Consider the following 17,735-nt stretch of genomic DNA (forward strand, 5'->3'; position numbering starts at 1 on the left):
TTCGATGTCATTATTTGATCATTCTGTATCAGAGTTACATAAGAAATTAAACAGCAAAGAAATTTCCGTTACGGATTTAGTAGATGAATCATATAAACGTATTGCGGATGTTGAAGACAACGTAAAAGCTTTTCTTACATTAGATGAAGAAAATGCACGCGTGAAAGCGAAAGAATTAGATGCGAAAATTGGTGCTGAAGATAATGGTTTACTATTTGGTATGCCAATCGGTGTGAAAGACAACATTGTAACAAATGGCCTTCGTACAACTTGTGCGAGCAAAATATTAGCAAACTTCGATCCAATTTATGATGCGACAGTTGTGCAAAAGCTAAAAGCTGCTGACACAATTACTATTGGTAAATTAAATATGGATGAGTTCGCAATGGGTTCTTCAAATGAAAACTCAGGTTTCTATGCTACGAAAAACCCATGGAATTTAGATTACGTTCCAGGTGGGTCTAGTGGTGGTTCTGCAGCAGCAGTAGCGGCAGGCGAAGTATTATTCTCTTTAGGTTCTGATACAGGTGGTTCTATCCGTCAACCAGCTGCATATTGCGGTGTCGTAGGTTTAAAACCAACTTATGGACGCGTATCTCGTTATGGTTTAGTTGCATTCGCATCTTCACTTGACCAAATCGGACCAATTACACGTACAGTAGAAGATAATGCATACTTATTACAAGCGATTTCAGGTATTGACCGCATGGATGCAACTTCTGCAAATATTGAAGTAGGCAACTATTTAGCTGGTTTAACAGGCGATGTAAAAGGTTTACGTATCGCTGTACCAAAAGAATATTTAGGCGAAGGTGTTGGCGAAGAAGCTCGTGAGTCAGTACTAGCTGCTTTAAAAGTATTAGAAGGCATGGGAGCGACTTGGGAGGAAGTATCTCTTCCACACTCTAAATATGCATTAGCAACGTACTACTTAATCTCTTCTTCTGAAGCGTCTGCTAACCTTTCACGCTTTGATGGCGTACGCTATGGCGTTCGTTCTGATAATGTGAATAACTTAATGGACCTTTACAAAAATACGCGCAGTGAAGGCTTCGGTGACGAAGTAAAACGCCGTATTATGCTTGGTACATTTGCGCTTAGCTCTGGTTACTATGATGCATATTACAAAAAAGCACAACAAGTACGTACATTAATTAAAAATGACTTTGACAATGTATTTGCTAATTACGATGTTATTATTGGCCCAACAACGCCAACTCCAGCGTTCAAAGTAGGCGAAAAGATTGATGATCCAATGACAATGTATGCAAATGACATTTTAACAATCCCAGTCAACTTAGCCGGTGTTCCAGCAATTTCTGTTCCATGTGGATTCGGTGCAAACAACATGCCACTTGGTTTACAAATTATCGGTAAACACTTTGATGAAGCAACAATTTACCGCGTTGCACATGCGTTTGAGCAAGCAACAGATTATCATACAAAAAAGCAAGTCTGTAAGGAGGCGAGCATAGATGAATTTTGAAACAATTATTGGTTTAGAGGTTCACGTTGAGTTAAAAACAAATTCGAAAATTTTCTCTGCGAGTCCAACAGAATTCGGAGCGGATCCAAATACACAAACAAGTGTAATTGATTTAGGATACCCTGGGGTACTTCCGACTTTAAATAAAGAAGCTGTTAACTTTGCAATGAAAGCTGCAATGGCATTAAACTGTGAGATTGCAACAGAAACGAAGTTTGATCGTAAAAATTATTTCTATCCAGATAATCCAAAAGCATACCAAATCTCTCAATTTGATAAGCCAATTGGAGAGAATGGTTGGATTGAAATTGAAGTAGACGGTAAAAAGAAACGTATCGGTATTACACGTCTTCATTTAGAAGAAGATGCAGGTAAATCAACGCATACAGGTGAAGGATACTCATTAGTAGACTACAACCGTCAAGGTATGCCATTAATCGAAATCGTATCTGAGCCGGATATGCGTACGCCAGAAGAAGCATATGCATACTTAGAAAAATTAAAATCCATCATTCAATATACAGGCGTATCTGATTGTAAGATGGAAGAAGGTTCCCTTCGCTGTGATGCAAACATCTCCCTTCGTCCAGTAGGGCAAGAGAAGTTTGGTACAAAAGCAGAGCTTAAAAACTTAAACTCATTCACTTATGTACAAAAAGGTCTTGAGTTTGAACAAGCTCGTCAAGAAAAAGAACTATTATCTGGTGGTATCATTCAACAAGAAACACGTCGTTATGATGAAGCAACGAAGAAAACAATCTTAATGCGTGTAAAAGAAGGATCGACGATTACCGTTACTTCCCAGAGCCAGACTTAGTTGAGCTTTACATTGACGATGAGTGGAAAGAAGAAGTTCGTGCTTCTATCCCTGAACTTCCAGATGCTCGTAAAGTACGCTATGTTGAAGAGCTTGGTTTACCAGCTTACGATGCACATGTATTAACATTAACAAAAGAGATGTCTGATTTCTTTGAAGCAACAATTGTGGACGGTGCAGATGCGAAGTTAACATCGAACTGGTTAATGGGTGAAGTACTTGCATACTTAAACAAACAACAAAAAGAATTAAAAGACGTAGCATTAACACCAGCTGGCCTATCTAAAATGATTCAATTAATTGAAAAAGGTACAATTTCGTCTAAAATCGCGAAAAAGTATTTAACGAGTTAATTGAAAAAGGTGGAGACCCAGAAGAAATCGTTAAAGCGAAAGGTCTTGTTCAAATTTCTGACGAAGGTACACTTCGTAAGGTTGTAACTGAAATTCTTGATAATAATGAACAATCTATTGAAGACTTCAAAAACGGTAAGGACCGTGCGATTGGCTTCTTAGTTGGTCAAATTATGAAAGCAACAAAAGGACAAGCTAATCCACCACTTGTTAACAAAATCTTGTTAGAAGAAATCAATAAACGCTAATAACGAGATAGCTTAGCTCGTAGAATCAAGAAGTTATTAAACAACAAAGATTAAACAGAGAAAGCACCCATATTTGGGTGTTTTTTCTGAGTTAATCAAACGTTTGTTTAAATTCAGAAATTATTTAAACAAACGTTTGATTAACTGACAAAAGTGAAAAAATGTTTGTATAGCAACTATGGTATGATAGTTGCAAAAAGGTGGAAATAATGATAAATCTAGACATAGAGAGTTTTTTCATCTCGTGAAATAATGGATAATTGTTAACTCCTTGTTTTATATGCAAGAAACAGAAAGTACTATGAAGAATGAAATGATATATATTGTCGATGTAAAGTGATAAGAGCCTAGGTTCTTACTTGTCCTTTTAAATGGGCTAAAAGAAGGATATGGAGATGAGAGGAGGTAGGCATAGGAACGCTGAATAAAAGTTTGGTGTATTCTTTTTCATAAAGAAGGAAATTCCTGTGCTAATGAATGATGAAGCGAGCAAGAATAATTTATAACCCTACTTCTGGTCGTGAGTTATTTAAAAAGAGCTTACCAGAAGTATTACAAAAATTAGAACAAGCTGGATATGAAACATCTTGTCATGCGACAACGGGTCAAGGAGATGCGACTGTGGCAGCGAGGCAAGCGGTAGAGCGTAAGTTTGATGTTGTCATTGCAGCAGGTGGTGATGGAACGCTAAATGAAGTCGTAAATGGTTTAGTAGGGCATGAACATCGTCCAAAGTTCGGTATCATTCCAGTTGGAACGACAAATGATTTTGCACGTGCAATTGGTGTGCCTCGTTCTATTGAAGAGGCTGCTGATATTATTTGCGAAGGTAATACAGTTCCGCTAGACCTTGGTAGAGCGAACGATACATATTTTATTAACATTGCTGGCGGCGGACGTATTACAGAATTAACATACGAAGTACCGAGTAAGTTGAAAACGGTATTAGGACAACTTGCATATTATTTAAAAGGTATTGAAATGCTACCGTCACTACATCCAACATATGTTGAAATCGAGTATGATGGAAAGCTATTGCAAGAAGAGATTACGATGTTTTTAATTACGAATACGCGCTCCGTTGGTGGATTTGAAAAGGTTGCACCATATGCCTCTATTAACGATGGCTTATTTGACTTATTAGTGCTAAAGAAGGGCTCTATTGCTGATTTAATTAAAGCAGCAACACAAGCACAGCGCGGTGAGCATATTAATAATCCAAAGGTTTTATATACGCAGGCAAATCGTATTAAAGTTCATTCGCCAGATAAATTAATGATTAATTTAGATGGTGAATATGGCGAGGATGCACCAATGGAATTTGAAAATATATATCATTGTCTAGAACTATTTGTTCCGAAGCATCAAGAGGATACCTTATAAAGGTATCCTTTTTATTATTCATACAGGAGCGTGCCCATGGAATATTTTCATAAATTTCTTTTGTAAATTGGGAGTAGTTTTGATTTTTATGGTATTTTTACAATTTTTTCATCCTACATCCACATTTACTTGTTACACTGAATGTAAGAAGCGCAGAAAGGTAGGGTGTTATGGAGAAAGTAAGAGCGATACTATTTGATAAAGATGGAACATTAATGGATTTTCATTCTATTTGGATAAAGGTAGCGGAAGAGCTTGTAGTTGAATTTGTACAATTATACAAATTGCCTGCATCACTGCAGGACGTTCTTTTACAAGAAATTGGTGTTGAAGGAGTGTTGGTTAATCCACATAGTGCATTAGCAGCAGGAACAAGTCTTGATATAGCACAAATCTTTTGTAAACATATATCTTCTATTGAAGAGTGTGACATGCATCATTGGATAAGTGAAAAAATATTTAAGCTTATGTACGAACATCGTTCACATATAAGAATGACTGCAGATTTACCAATAATTTTACAAACACTAAAAGATAAAGGATTTATTTTAGGTATTGTGACAGCTGATGATTTGGCGCCGACTGACCTCTTTTTAAAGCAGTGTCACTTAGAATCGTTTTTTGACTATATTGTAGCTTCAGATACATTTCCAGCCCAAAAGCCAGACAAGCAAATTGTAGAATCATTTTGTGAAAAGTTTGGATTATCTCCAAGGGAGGTAGTTGTTGTTGGAGATACGCCAACAGATTTACATTTAGCGAAAAATAGCGGGGCTTGCTATGCAATTGGTGTTCTTTCTGGGACGGGTGATCGTCAAACATTAGCACCACTTGCAGATATTATATTAGATTCTGTCGGTAATTTTATTTCTGATTCTGGAGAACTTATTTGGGAACGAGAAAAGTCTAATCTATAAATAAAATAAGTCTATATTGACTCGTAATGAGTCGATATAGACTTATTTTTATGTCGAAATCCTGAGAAAACTAGAAGTTTATTGTATTCATTAAATTGGCATACATCTTGCAATATAGAAAAAGAAAATCATAGCATAGAAAAGGATGGGAGAAACGATGAATACAAAATTTGCTAAAGTAAACGAACAAATTCCAGGACCGAAAGCAGCTTCTTTATTAGAACGCCGTCAAAATATCGTACCAAGGGGCGTGAGTAATGGAATTCCAACATTTGTACAATCAGCAGATGGAGCGCTTGTAACAGATGTAGATGGAAATCAATTTATCGATTTTGCGGGAGCAATTGGAACAATTAATGTAGGACATTGTCACCCTGCTGTGAAGGAGGCGCTTCATAAACAAGTAGATCAATATATTCATACTGGCTTTAATGTCATGATGTATGAGCCATATATTGAACTAGCAGAGAAGCTTGCTGCGTTAGCGCCTGGAAATTTTGAAAAACAAGTACTATTTTTAAATAGTGGTGCTGAAGCAGTTGAAAATGCTGTGAAAATTGCTCGTAAATATACGAAGCGCCCTGGAATTATTGCTTTTACAAAAGGATTTCACGGCCGCACTTTGATGACAATGACGATGACAAGTAAAGTAAAGCCTTATAAATTTGGATTTGGTCCATTTGCACCAGAAGTATATAAAGCGCCATTCCCATATGAATACCGTCGTCCAGAAGGCTTAACAGATGAGCAATATGATAACTTTATTATTGAAGAGTTTAAAAACTTTTTAATATCAGAAGTTGCACCAGAAAGCATAGCGGCCGTTGTGATGGAGCCAGTCCAAGGTGAAGGTGGCTTTATTGTTCCAAGTAAAAAGTTCGTACAGGAAGTACGTCGTCTTTGCTCTGAGCATGGCATCTTATTTGTAGCGGATGAAATTCAAACAGGCTTTAGCCGTACGGGAAAATACTTTGCAATAGATCACTATGATGTCGTTCCAGATTTAATTACTGTTTCGAAATCATTAGGAGCAGGAGTACCAATTAGTGGTGTTATTGGACGAAAAGAAATTATGAATGAATCCGCACCAGGGGAACTTGGTGGAACATATGCTGGAAGTCCATTAGGATGCGCTGCGGCATTAGCTGTTTTGGATATTATAGAGAAAGAAAAATTAAATGATCGAGCTGTACATGTAGGAAAAGTTGTAATGGGTCGATTTGAAGAAATGAAGAAAAAATATAACTGTATTGGTGATGTACGTGGTTTAGGGGCGATGTGTGCGTTCGAACTTGTTAAAGATCGTACAACGAAAGAAGCAGATAAAGTATTAACAGCAAATTTATGTGCTGAAGCAAATAAACGAGGCCTCCTCTTATTATCTGCTGGAACGTATGGGAATGTAGTTCGTGTCTTAATGCCACTTGTCATTACAGATGAACAATTAGAAGAAGGGCTTACAATTATTGAAGATTCCTTGCAAGCTTGTTATGAGCAAGCAGATATCGCTCGTGTGTAAATAATACGATATAAAAACCTTTCTTTTTTGGGGTGAGAGCATCTGTCGTGCATGGAAGCGGTCAGGTTCTCCTCTTGCCCCATACTAAGTGAAAATAAAGAGAAAAAATGAGCACGGGCCACGTTTTGTTTTTCGTAACAGTGATGTATATGCTGGAAAATCAAAATGAATATAAAACATATTTGTGACCATTCTAATTTGTCTCTTGAAAAAACAGAAAATTCCCTTAAATACAAGTTTCACTTTATAATGAAATATAAGCGATAATAAAGTGAAGCAATGGAACCTGAATTTGAGGAGTGGCTGGAATGGTTGCAGAAAAGGAACGAGCATTTATGGATTTAAAAGATGTATTTGAATATGCATTTGATGAGATCTTTGTTACGGATGAGGAAGGAACCGTTGTTCGTGTAAATAGTACATGTGAAAGGCACTATCAATTATCTGCTGAGGAGTTAGTAGGTAAGCATGTAAAAGAGTTACAAAAAGAAGGGATTTTTATCCATCTGCAACGTTGGAAGTAATTGAGAAGAAAAAGCCGATTGAACTTGTTCAGACAACAAAGTCGGGAGAGTATTTACACGTCCGTACAAGGCCTGTGTTTGATGAACAAGGGAATTTGCGAAGAGTCATTAGTTATTCTCGTGATCTCACTGAACTCTACCAATTAAGAAAAAAGTAGAGGAGATGGATAATCAGTTAAAGACATATAAGAAAGAGTTAAGAGAAACATATGAATATGAAGGGCTCATTTTTAAAAGTGTAGCTATGCAAAAAATAGTCGCAACAATCAAAAAGTATCTATGGTAGATAGCACGGTCCTTATTTTAGGTGAAACCGGAGTCGGGAAAAGTAGATTAGTGCGTCATTTACATGAAGTGAGTCATCGTAAAAATGAAATGTTTTATGAAATTAATTGTGCGGCATTGCCAACAAACTTAATCGAATCGGAACTGTTTGGCTATTCGGGTGGTTCATTTACAGGTGCAAATCGTGAAGGGAAAAAGGAATTTTAGAGCTAGCTCATAAAGGGACTCTTTTCTTAGATGAAATCGGTGAAATGCCGCTTGAAATTCAAGCCAAACTGTTACAAGTACTGCAGGAAAAAACATTCCGCGCAGTAGGAGGTAGGGAACTAAAGAAAGTAGATGTTCGTATTGTGGCAGCTACGAATAGAGATTTAGCTGAAATGGTAAGACAAGGTACTTTCCGAAAAGATTTATACTATCGTTTGAATGTAATACCGATTCAAATTCCTCCACTTCGCGAGCGAACAGAAGATATTTTACCGTTAGTCTATCATTATTTACATCACTTTAACGAAAAGTATGGACGTGATGTGAAATTGGCCCCTAGTACTTTACAAATGTTTGTAGGGTATCCTTGGGAAGGGAATAATAGAGAAATAGAAAATGTAATTGAAAGGATTGTTATTACTGCAGATGATATTGTCATGATAGAAGACTTACCATTATCTATGCAAGGGTCAACAGTTGAGCAGTCCGGTCAAAGCCTCTATAAAATGTTGGAAGAAGTAGAGCGGAATATTATCCTCAAAGCATATAAAACATATGGATCAAGCTATAAAGTAGCAGAGTTTTTGAAAATAAGCCAGTCTGCAGCAACTAGGAAAATTAAGAAGTTTATAGGAGAGGAAATTATATAAATACAGATTGAAAGCAGGTATATAATCTTTCTTTTTAGATGAGAGAGTACCCGTTCATGCATAGAAACCATCAGCATCTTTTTTGTCGAGGAGAAAACGAGTAGAGGTTACTTTGCGTACCTCATGGCAGTAACTTATATGTTGAAAAATCAAGGTGGATTTATATAGCTATAAGGATGGCTAATGACATTTGGATGAAAGTTTTTGGAGGGTATTTCTTTGTTCGAACGCCTTTTTGAAAGTATGATAGAAATATGGAAAAAAATGAAGTGAATATAAAGGAGGAAGAAAATAGTGAATAAGAAAGCGGCGTATGTAAATTTAGAGCAGAAAGCTATGTATATAAATGGAGAATGGATTCAGTTGCAGGAACAAATTGAGATTAATAATCCGGCGACGCAGGAAATCTTTGCAACTGTTCCAAAGGGCGGAGTCACTGAGGCAAAGCAGGCGGTAGATGCTGCACATGAAGCTTTTAAATCATGGTCAAAATTAACAGCAGCTGATCGTGCGCAAAAACTAAAAAAGTGGTTTACATTAATTGATGAAAACAAAGAAGAAATTGCGGTGATTATGACAAAGGAACAAGGGAAGCCATTTGCAGAAGCACTTGGGGAAGTGAACTATGCGAATAGTTTTGTAGAGTGGTATGCGGAAGAAGGGAAACGAGTATACGGTGACATGATTCCAGCTTCTCATCCGAATAAACGCATTTTAGTAACGAAGCAGCCTGTAGGCGTTATTGCGGCGATTACACCGTGGAATTTTCCAGCTGCAATGATTACAAGAAAAGTGGCACCAGCACTTGCAGCAGGCTGCACAGCAGTTGTAAAACCTGCAAGTCAAACACCGTTAACTGCATTGAAATTAGCTGAACTTGCACATGAAGCCGATATTCCAAAAGGTGTTTTAAATATTGTCACTGGTAGCGCCAAGGCAATTGCTGATACTTGGATGGAGGATGGACGCGTAAGAAAGGTTTCATTTACAGGATCAACTGAAATCGGAAAAGAATTAATGTCTGGAGCTGCGAAAACAATGAAGAAAGTTTCGCTTGAGCTAGGTGGCCATGCTCCATTTATTGTAATGAGCGATGCGGATTTAGATAAAGCGGTAGAAGCAGTAATTGGTTCGAAATTCCGTAATGCTGGACAAACATGTATATGTACAAATCGCGTATTTGTGCAAGAAGGGGTTTATGCAGAATTCGCGGAAAAATTCCAAAAAGCAGTAGGGCAGCTTAAAGTAGGCGATGGATTTGGAGAAGGTACGACTGTAGGGCCACTTATCGATGCGAATGCTGTAGAAAAAGTACAGGAGCATATTGAAGATGCAATCAAAAAAGGCGGCGAAATTCTATATGGAGGCCAAACACTTACAGAATTAAATGGCCATTTCATTGAGCCAACTGTCATTGGAGGCGCAAATGACACAATGTTATGTATGACTGAAGAAACATTTGGTCCTGTTGCACCAGTTGCGAAATTTGAAACGGTGGAAGAAGTTATTGAGCGTGCGAATAACACACCGTATGGCTTAGCGGCTTATGTATTTACAAAAGACATTAGCCAAGCATTCCAAATTAGTGAAGCATTAGAATACGGTATTATTGGTTTAAACGATGGACTTCCATCTGTTGCACAAGCGCCATTTGGCGGATTTAAAGAAAGTGGGATTGGTCGTGAAGGCGGTTATTTTGGAATCGAGGAGTATTTAGAAATTAAATATATTTCACTAGGATTATAATAAGGTGAAACTTTAATCAGTGGGAGCCTTACTACCCGTTAAAGCGAGGTAAAATGAAAAAGAGCTGTTTTCTAAGAAAGCAGCTCTTTTTCATTCAATCATTTATATTTTTAGAATGCCCAGTTTCCTTTACGGAAGATTGGCTCATGTCTTCCATCAGCTGTAATACCGTCGATATCAAGCTCAGCTGACCCGATCATAAAGTCTTCGTGTGTAATACTAGAGTTTGCCCCATTTTCAGCAAGCTCTTCTTTTGTCATTGTTTTACCGCCTTCTAAGTTAAATGCATAAGCATTTCCAATTGCTAAATGGCAAGATGCATTTTCATCAAATAACGTATTATAGAACAAAATATTTGTGTTAGAAATTGGCGAGTCGTGAGGTACCAATGCAACCTCTCCTAAGAAATGAGATCCTTCATCTGTCTCTACTAAATGTTTTAAAGCTTCTTCGCCAGTATCAGCTTTATAGTTTACAATACGTCCATTTTCGAATGTAAGTGTAAAATTATCAATGATGTTGCCTCCAAAAACTAATGGTTTCGTACTTGATACTTGTCCGTTTACACCTGCTTTTAATGGCATTGTAAATACTTCTTCTGTTGGAATATTAGCCATAAATGGTACGTTTTTTCATTTAAGCTTCCAGCTCCAGCCCATACATGTTTTTCTGGAAGTTCAATTGTTAAATCTGTCCCAGGCCCTGTATAATGAAGAGCTTTATAATGTTTTTCATTTAAGTAGTCTACTTTTTCATGTAATGTGTCATCATGTTCTTTCCATGCTTCCACAGGATTTTCTAAATTTGCACGAGTTGCTTGGAAAATTGCATCCCATAGCTTTTCTTCTTGCTTTTCTGGCGCAACATCAGGGAATACTTTTGCAGCCCATTCTTTCGTAGGTACAGAGATCACGCACCAGCTTACTTTATCTGCTTGTACATAATCGCGGTATACTTTCATTGCTTCACCAGCAACCTTATGAGCACTTGCAATTCGCTTTGCATCTACACCTTTTAATAGATCTGGATTCTCTGCATAGATAGACATAAATGCAGCGCCTTCTTTTGCAAGCTCTTCACGTGCATGTGCCTTCCAGGCAGGGAATTCTGAGAATGCTTCTTCAGGAGCTAAGTCAAATTTTAAACGTGTTAATACTTCATCGTTCCAATCTACATATACATGCTTTGCGCCTGATTTATATGCTTTTTCTGTAACAAGGCGGACAAATGGAGCTGCCTCAAGTGGCGCATTAATAGATAATGTTTGCCCAGGTTGAATATTAACACCGACATTTACTGCAAGAGCAGCATACTTTTCTAATGTTTGTTCAAATGACATATGTACGATCTCCTTTATTCAAAAGATTTATTATATACATAATACAAGAAAAATTCAAAAATATAAATAGAACTCAAATGAGATTGAGTTCTATTTTTTAGTTATTTAATAGAGCGTGTAAATTGTTCCACTGTTGTGGAATGATGTATGCGAACACGCTTCATTTTGAATAATTCGTTAGGCTCACCTTTCGTAATAAACCGTCCTGGCTTTGTCGTTGTTGCAAATTGATGATATTTTTTGTTTCTTCGACAACTTGATCATTTACATGACCAAATGGGTATGCGAAGGCAATGACAAGTTTGCCAGTAATCTTTTCAAGTTTTTCTTTTGGGGCTTTCAGCATATGTTGCTGTGTGTGATTGGACAGAGAATATACCTGAATCAACCATTTCTTTTATATTCGCGGTGGATAAAGAACCTTCTGCATCGACGTTATCAACAATCACATATTCGGTTGCAGTTGGCTTAAATGTAGCGTCTTTTTCTTTTTATAGGTTTGTTAATCGTGATAATAATGTAGCCGACAACAAATATGAAAGGGATTAAAAATACATAAATAGGGATGCCAAGAACATAATGACTTTTAATGCTTAAAAATAATAAATGTAGAAAATCCAAAAGAGCATGTAATTTCATTAAAGCCTCCAATAAACTTTTTACAAATTATAGCATTTGAAGGGAGGAAGCTACATGTTTAAGCCTATAATTTAAGCTAATTTTAAAGTTGGAGAATGAAATGGGGGAGTGACAGGATTGCTGTCATAGACCGCAAAGTAACTTTTGAAATTCCGAATAATCCGCAGATCCGCTTTTTCAACATCTTATATCTCCTTGTTCGATATTGTCATCTTTCATTGTCATAATTGAGAAATTGGGATTTATGCAACTATATGGACCGATTGCTGAAAAAGAAGTTCATTTTTTCTGAAAAATGTATATAAATTCAAAATGGATAATAAATAACCGAAATAGATTTTATATTTTCTTAATTTATTCCTTTTCATCTACATGAATCATTTATTACAACAGCTTTCACGCATAAAATAAGATGTTTTAACAAAGAATAATATAAGTATCTTTATAATGATTTTCCAATATAGTCAATGTGTTAATCAAAGGAACTCTGTGTTATTTTTGCTTTGCTACTAACTAATACAGCTTCAAATAATGGACAAAATTGCTACGTGCCAAATGTAATTTATTATTCATTCAAAATTTTATTTATTCAATTTTTCTAAAAATAAAAAAATATTAAACTCATAAATATACAAGTTATAATGAGGGCGTCGAGAGATAATCTATTACCTCGAAGAAAATATTAAACTTGGTTCGGATACAAAAATTTTAAAGACCTTGCAAGTAATCTTCTAAAATTGGACATACTGATACGATTTTTTCTCTAAGAAAGGTGTGTGATCAGAAGGGAAATTCATTCAACATGAAAATGGAAACGTTATCAGCTAGATTTTATTTTGAATTGGTCACTCTAATAACTTAGATTCAACTGCAATTAAAAATAATAAATGATGGGGGTGCTTATATAAACATGAATGTAGTATCTATTAAAGAAAAAAGGTTGTTAAATACAAAAGTTGTTTTGATGTAATTGGGCCGGTAATGATAGGTCCTTCAAGTTCGCATACTGCAGGTGCTTTAGCTATTGGAACAGTTGCCAATAAATTATTTCAAGGTCTTCCAAAAAAGTCGTGGTAAGGTATTATGAATCATTTGCTGAAACCCATAAAGGACACGGAACTGATTTTGCAATTATTGCTGGGATATTAGGATTTGCTGCCGATGACAGCAAAGTGCCAGATGCTATTAAAATAGCAGAATCTAAAGGAATTGATATTACCTTTATTGAAAAAGCAGGTGATAGTCCTGCCGGTCATCCAAATACGGCAGATGTATATTTAGAGGATGAAAATCGAAGTATTAGAACAGTGGGTATTTCGGTCGGCGGCGGATTAATTGAAGTCAAACATGTTGAAATTGACGGATTTAGCCTAGATTTACAGGGGCCATTACCAGTTATTATTGCGATTTCCGAAAGAGCTGACTTTGAATTTGTCTTACGCAGAATCTTTAAACAATATGATGTGGAAATTAACAACTTTCATAGTTTAGAAGAAAACGGAAAATATTTATATGTATTCGCTTTGGATTCGCTATTGCCTGGTAATGCTCAAAAGGAATTGGGAAGTGTAAGCAGTATAGCTAATATCATTATTCTTTAGTTATTAAGAGGTGAAAAAATATGTATATGACCATAAAAGAAATTGTAGATGCAGCTAATAAAAGGCAAAAGCCAATTTATGAATTAGCAATCGAACAGGAAATTGAACAAACTAAAACTTCTTATGAAGAAGTTTGGAGTAAAATGGAAAAAAACTTAGCGACTATGGAAAATGCCGTAAATAAAAGTATCGAGGGCAACGGGGTATTTTCTCCGACCGGTTTAACCGGAGGTGATGCTGTTAAAATAAAAAATATCGAGAAAGTGGAAAAACTCTTTCTGGAGATTTGATGGTGTTAGGGATTCAAAGTGCTATCGGTGTTAATGAAGTAAATGCTTCATTAGGAGCTATTTGTGCAACTCCAACAGCAGGTGCGAGTGGGACGATCCGGGAGTCCTATTTAGTATTAAAGATACGTTGCAGTTAAGCCATGAAGATATGGTCCATTTTCTATTCACTTCATCTTTATTTGGAATGATAGTCGCAAATAACGCTTGTATTTCCGGAGCGTACGGAGGATGCCAAGCTGAAGTAGGCAGTGCCTCAGCAATGGCTGCTGCAGCAGCGGTAGAAGCTGCCGGAGGAACAGCGCAGCAATCTTCTGAAGCTTTCTCAACCGCATTACAAAATTTACTCGGTTTAGTTTGTGATCCGGTCGCTGGTTTGGTAGAAATTCCTTGTGTAAAGAGAAACGCTATTGGAACGGCCAATGCTTTAGCAGCAGCGGACATCGCATTAGCCGGTGTAAACAATATCATCAATGCTGACGAAGTTATTGAAGCGATGTATAGAGTTGGAAGACAGATGCCTCGCGAATTAAGAGAGACAGGTTTAGGTGGAATTGCAGCCACACCTACAGGGATTGCCATTAAAAGTAAAATCTTTGGAGAGAAACAATTAAATAAATAAACAGTTATTGGAAATATTGTGAAATAGTTAACAATTCTATTCTCTATTGTTCTCCTAAGGGCGTCAGTATGCTAAAAGCCATTATCACTAAAATATACTACTATACAATTAAAGTATACTAATATATTATATAATTGAGTTGTTTTGTAAACGCTAACAAATCTATCAGGTTGGACATACGATGTGGCGCACCTTGTAAGCAATTCATTATTCAAGAATGGTCTATATTCCTAAGCCTTAAAAAGAGACGTAAGAATAGGATATAAGGAGGAATTATTATATGAATGGAAATACTGCAAAAAAATAGAATTTCAAGATGAAAACACTGCAGTAAAAAATGAGAAATATCTAGATCCTAAAAAGTGGCATAAACAGGATACTACCTGGGCATTGAGCCTTTTTGGAACAGCAATTGGAGCAGGAGTACTCTTTTTACCTATTAATGCAGGTTCAGGTGGTTTATTATCATTATTGTTAATTACCATACTTGCATATCCTGTTATGTATTACTCACATAGAGCGCTTGCTAAAATGATATACGCTTCTAATTCTGCTGATGAGGGGATTACAGGTACAATAAGAGAGTATTTCGGAAATAAGGCAAGTATAATTTTTAACATAGTATACTTCGTCTCAATTTATACGATCGTGCTGATGTATTCGGTTGCACTTACAAATACTGCAAGTAGTTTTATTGTGAATCAATTGCACATGCCAGAGCCTCCAAGGGCCATTTTATCGCTTGTATTAGTACTCGGTCTTATAGCTATACTAAATTTTGGACAAGATATCACCGTAAAGATAATGAGCATGCTAGTATATCCTTTCATAGCTTCTCTACTTTTTATCGCAATATCTTTGATTCCACAGTGGAATACGTCAATGCTTAGTTTTTCAAGTGTTTCTACTGCTTCAACAGGAACGGGATATTTAGGAACGATATTGATGATACTACCAATCGTAGTATTCTCGTTTAATCATTCTCCTATGATTTCATCATTTGTTATGAAACAGAGAGCAACCTATGGAATAGAAGCTACTGATGCCAAATGTGCTCAAATACAAAAAGCTTGTTATATCATGACATTCGCTGTTGTTATGTTCTTTGTTTGGAGCAGTACATTAAGTTTGACTCCAAGTGATCTTATAAAAGCAAAAGAAGAGAACTTGTCAATTCTATCATATCTTGCTAATGAGCTTAATTCGCCTATAATCACTATTGCAGCTCCTATCATTGCTTTTACGGCTATAACAAAGTCCTTCCTTGGCCATTATATAGGAGCATATGAGGTAATGCGTGACGTGATTATCAAGTTCGGTAAAAAACGCGGAAAAAATATGGGAGAAAAAACAGTTAAGACAATAATCCTTACTTTTGTCGTATTAACATGCTGGTATGTTGCTTATGCAAATCCAAGTATTCTTGGAATCATTGATGCTCTTAGTGGTCCGTTAGTTGCTGCTATCTTATGTCTATTACCAATGTATGCGATCCGCAAAGTACCAGTACTAGCTAAATACAGAGGGAAAGCGAGTAATGTATTTGTCATTATTATAGGTATACTTACTGTCCTAGCAAGTATTAAGTCATTATTCTAATTCACTATTGTAGGTTCTGGTGCAAAAATAGTGAGATATGAAAAAAGAACGAAAGATTCTTAGCGGAATTGAATTATATGCTGTTAAACCAAAGAGATCATGGATAAGATATATCTGTTTTTGGACAGACTTCTCACCTTGGAGAGTTTGTCCCTTTTTGGTCATATGCATAACTTTTATTCCAGCAACCACTTTTTAGCTGTTTGCAATGATTTTAATCCAAGCATATTGGGGTGCCGCCCCACATCTATCAACTTAAGGATTTAGACTATTTTTGAATTAAAAAGCACGTTACTATTCTCTTATGCTAATGAGAATAGTAACGTGCTTTTATGAATATGAACCAAAAACAAGCATTATCTTTATTGACCGAAGAGTTATATCGATATATGTCTCCCACTACACTTCCTTATCATTATGGTACTGGCTGTATTCAAACGGAAAGATAAACAAAAAGGTTCTTTATGTAAATGATATAACGGACTAAAGCAGCAAGCTGTGATTACTCCATGCCCATCAACTTAAAAATTCAAAATTACCCTAAAACGAAAAAAGCCTTACCTCTGTAGGTAAGACTCCACTAGTGTAGTTATATAGTATTTACATAACAATTAAGAAACTGTAAACATATAACACCAAGTAGCAGAACCCTAACATTCCGCCTACAGCTAATACCTGTTTAACCCAGCTCTTGAGTTTCAGATTACTATAAATCACTTGCATTCTTTCCATATCGTTTCCTCCTATTAAGGAGAACCCTTAAAGACTCTCACCTCGCTATGGTACCATTAAAGAATGAGTAATAGGGGTCTAATTTTTGTCTAAACGTATAAATATGTAATATTGCATATAGAAATGTATTGTTATAAATGTAAGCGCTTACTATAATAAAGGTATAAAGATTCACCACATCTTAATACGAAACAAGAGGAGGAAATAATATGGAAATCGCAATGACAGTTTTAAAGTTTATAGGTGGAGCAATCCCATTAGTTCAAGAACTTCTAAAAACATTTATGTAAATTCATTATTTAGCAATTATCTATAAAATTATCATAGCTTAATACGAACAAGAGGAGGAAATAATATGGAAATCGCAATGACAGTTTTAAAGTTTATAGGTGGAGCAATCCCATTAGTTCAAGAACTTCTAAAAACATTTATGTAAATTCATTATTTAGCAATTATCTATAAAATTATCATAGCTTAATACGAACAAGAGGAGGAAATAATATGGAAATCGCAATGACAGTTTTAAAGTTTATAGGTGGAGCAATCCCATTAGTTCAAGAACTTCTAAAAACATTTATGTAAATTCATTATTTAGCAATTATTTATAAAATTATCATAGCTTAATACGAAATAAGAGGAGGAAATAATATGGAAATCGCAATGACAGTTTTAAAGTTTATAGGTGGAGCAATCCCATTAGCTCAAGAACTTTTAAAAGCATTTATGTAAATTCATTATTTAGCAATTATCTATAAAATTATCATAGCTTAATACGAACAAG

General features: G+C 36.0%; 6 protein-coding genes and 8 pseudogenes. 10 read left to right on the forward strand and 4 right to left on the reverse strand.

The window, feature by feature from the left end; genetic code table 11:
* The first annotated feature begins 4 nt into the window (after positions 1–4).
* The 7 genes and pseudogenes from gatA to QRY57_RS03530 all read left to right on the forward strand — a co-directional run bounded on the left by gatA (position 5) and on the right by QRY57_RS03530 (position 10,135).
* Positions 5–1,486: an Asp-tRNA(Asn)/Glu-tRNA(Gln) amidotransferase subunit GatA gene (gene gatA / locus QRY57_RS03500; RefSeq protein ID WP_286016660.1), complete on the forward strand. Its 1,482-nt coding sequence runs from the start codon at positions 5–7 to the stop codon at positions 1,484–1,486.
* Positions 1,476–2,904: pseudogene (gene gatB / locus QRY57_RS03505) on the forward strand (Asp-tRNA(Asn)/Glu-tRNA(Gln) amidotransferase subunit GatB). The gene gatA and the pseudogene gatB overlap by 11 nt, the downstream one beginning before the upstream one ends.
* Positions 2,905–3,381: 477 nt before the next feature.
* Positions 3,382–4,287, forward strand: coding sequence for a diacylglycerol kinase (locus tag QRY57_RS03510; RefSeq protein ID WP_286016661.1), 906 nt, complete (start codon positions 3,382–3,384; stop codon positions 4,285–4,287).
* A 170-nt stretch (positions 4,288–4,457) separates the two neighbouring features.
* Positions 4,458–5,204: an HAD family hydrolase gene (locus QRY57_RS03515; RefSeq protein ID WP_286016662.1), complete on the forward strand. Its 747-nt coding sequence runs from the start codon at positions 4,458–4,460 to the stop codon at positions 5,202–5,204.
* A 157-nt stretch (positions 5,205–5,361) separates the two neighbouring features.
* Positions 5,362–6,723 (forward strand): 4-aminobutyrate--2-oxoglutarate transaminase, encoded by a 1,362-nt coding sequence (gene gabT, locus QRY57_RS03520; protein WP_286016663.1) that lies wholly within the window; start codon positions 5,362–5,364, stop codon positions 6,721–6,723.
* A 308-nt stretch (positions 6,724–7,031) separates the two neighbouring features.
* Positions 7,032–8,389, forward strand: a pseudogene (locus QRY57_RS03525) (sigma-54 interaction domain-containing protein).
* A gap of 294 nt (positions 8,390–8,683) precedes the next feature.
* The gene (locus QRY57_RS03530; RefSeq protein ID WP_286016664.1) at positions 8,684–10,135 is read left to right on the forward strand and encodes an NAD-dependent succinate-semialdehyde dehydrogenase; all 1,452 of its coding nucleotides are present in this window, start codon (positions 8,684–8,686) and stop codon (positions 10,133–10,135) included.
* A gap of 110 nt (positions 10,136–10,245) precedes the next feature.
* Here QRY57_RS03530 and QRY57_RS03535 read toward each other — a convergent pair.
* Positions 10,246–11,474 (reverse strand): annotated as a pseudogene (locus QRY57_RS03535) (aminopeptidase).
* Positions 11,475–11,575: 101 nt separating this feature from the next.
* Positions 11,576–11,965, reverse strand: a pseudogene (locus tag QRY57_RS03540) (polysaccharide deacetylase family protein); the annotation flags it as partial.
* Positions 11,966–13,017: 1,052 nt separating this feature from the next.
* Between QRY57_RS03540 and sdaAB the strand changes: the two are divergent.
* From sdaAB to QRY57_RS03555, 3 pseudogenes are all read left to right on the forward strand, one after another.
* Positions 13,018–13,714 (forward strand): annotated as a pseudogene (sdaAB, locus tag QRY57_RS03545) (L-serine ammonia-lyase, iron-sulfur-dependent subunit beta).
* A gap of 20 nt (positions 13,715–13,734) precedes the next feature.
* Positions 13,735–14,623, forward strand: a pseudogene (gene sdaAA / locus QRY57_RS03550) (L-serine ammonia-lyase, iron-sulfur-dependent, subunit alpha).
* Between the two features lie 280 nt (positions 14,624–14,903).
* Positions 14,904–16,222: pseudogene (locus QRY57_RS03555) on the forward strand (amino acid permease).
* Between the two features lie 78 nt (positions 16,223–16,300).
* On the opposite strand, the pseudogene QRY57_RS03560 reads toward QRY57_RS03555, so the two are convergent.
* Together QRY57_RS03560 and QRY57_RS03565 are read right to left on the reverse strand one after the other, a co-directional pair.
* A pseudogene (locus QRY57_RS03560) lies at positions 16,301–16,452 on the reverse strand (IS6 family transposase); the annotation flags it as partial.
* A 370-nt stretch (positions 16,453–16,822) separates the two neighbouring features.
* Positions 16,823–16,954 (reverse strand): hypothetical protein, encoded by a 132-nt coding sequence (locus QRY57_RS03565; RefSeq protein ID WP_286016666.1) that lies wholly within the window; start codon positions 16,952–16,954, stop codon positions 16,823–16,825.
* Positions 16,955–17,735: the final 781 nt, after the last annotated feature.

The sequence above is a fragment of the Bacillus arachidis genome, from assembly GCF_030285945.1.
Lineage (GTDB): Bacteria > Bacillota > Bacilli > Bacillales > Bacillaceae_G > Bacillus_A > Bacillus_A arachidis.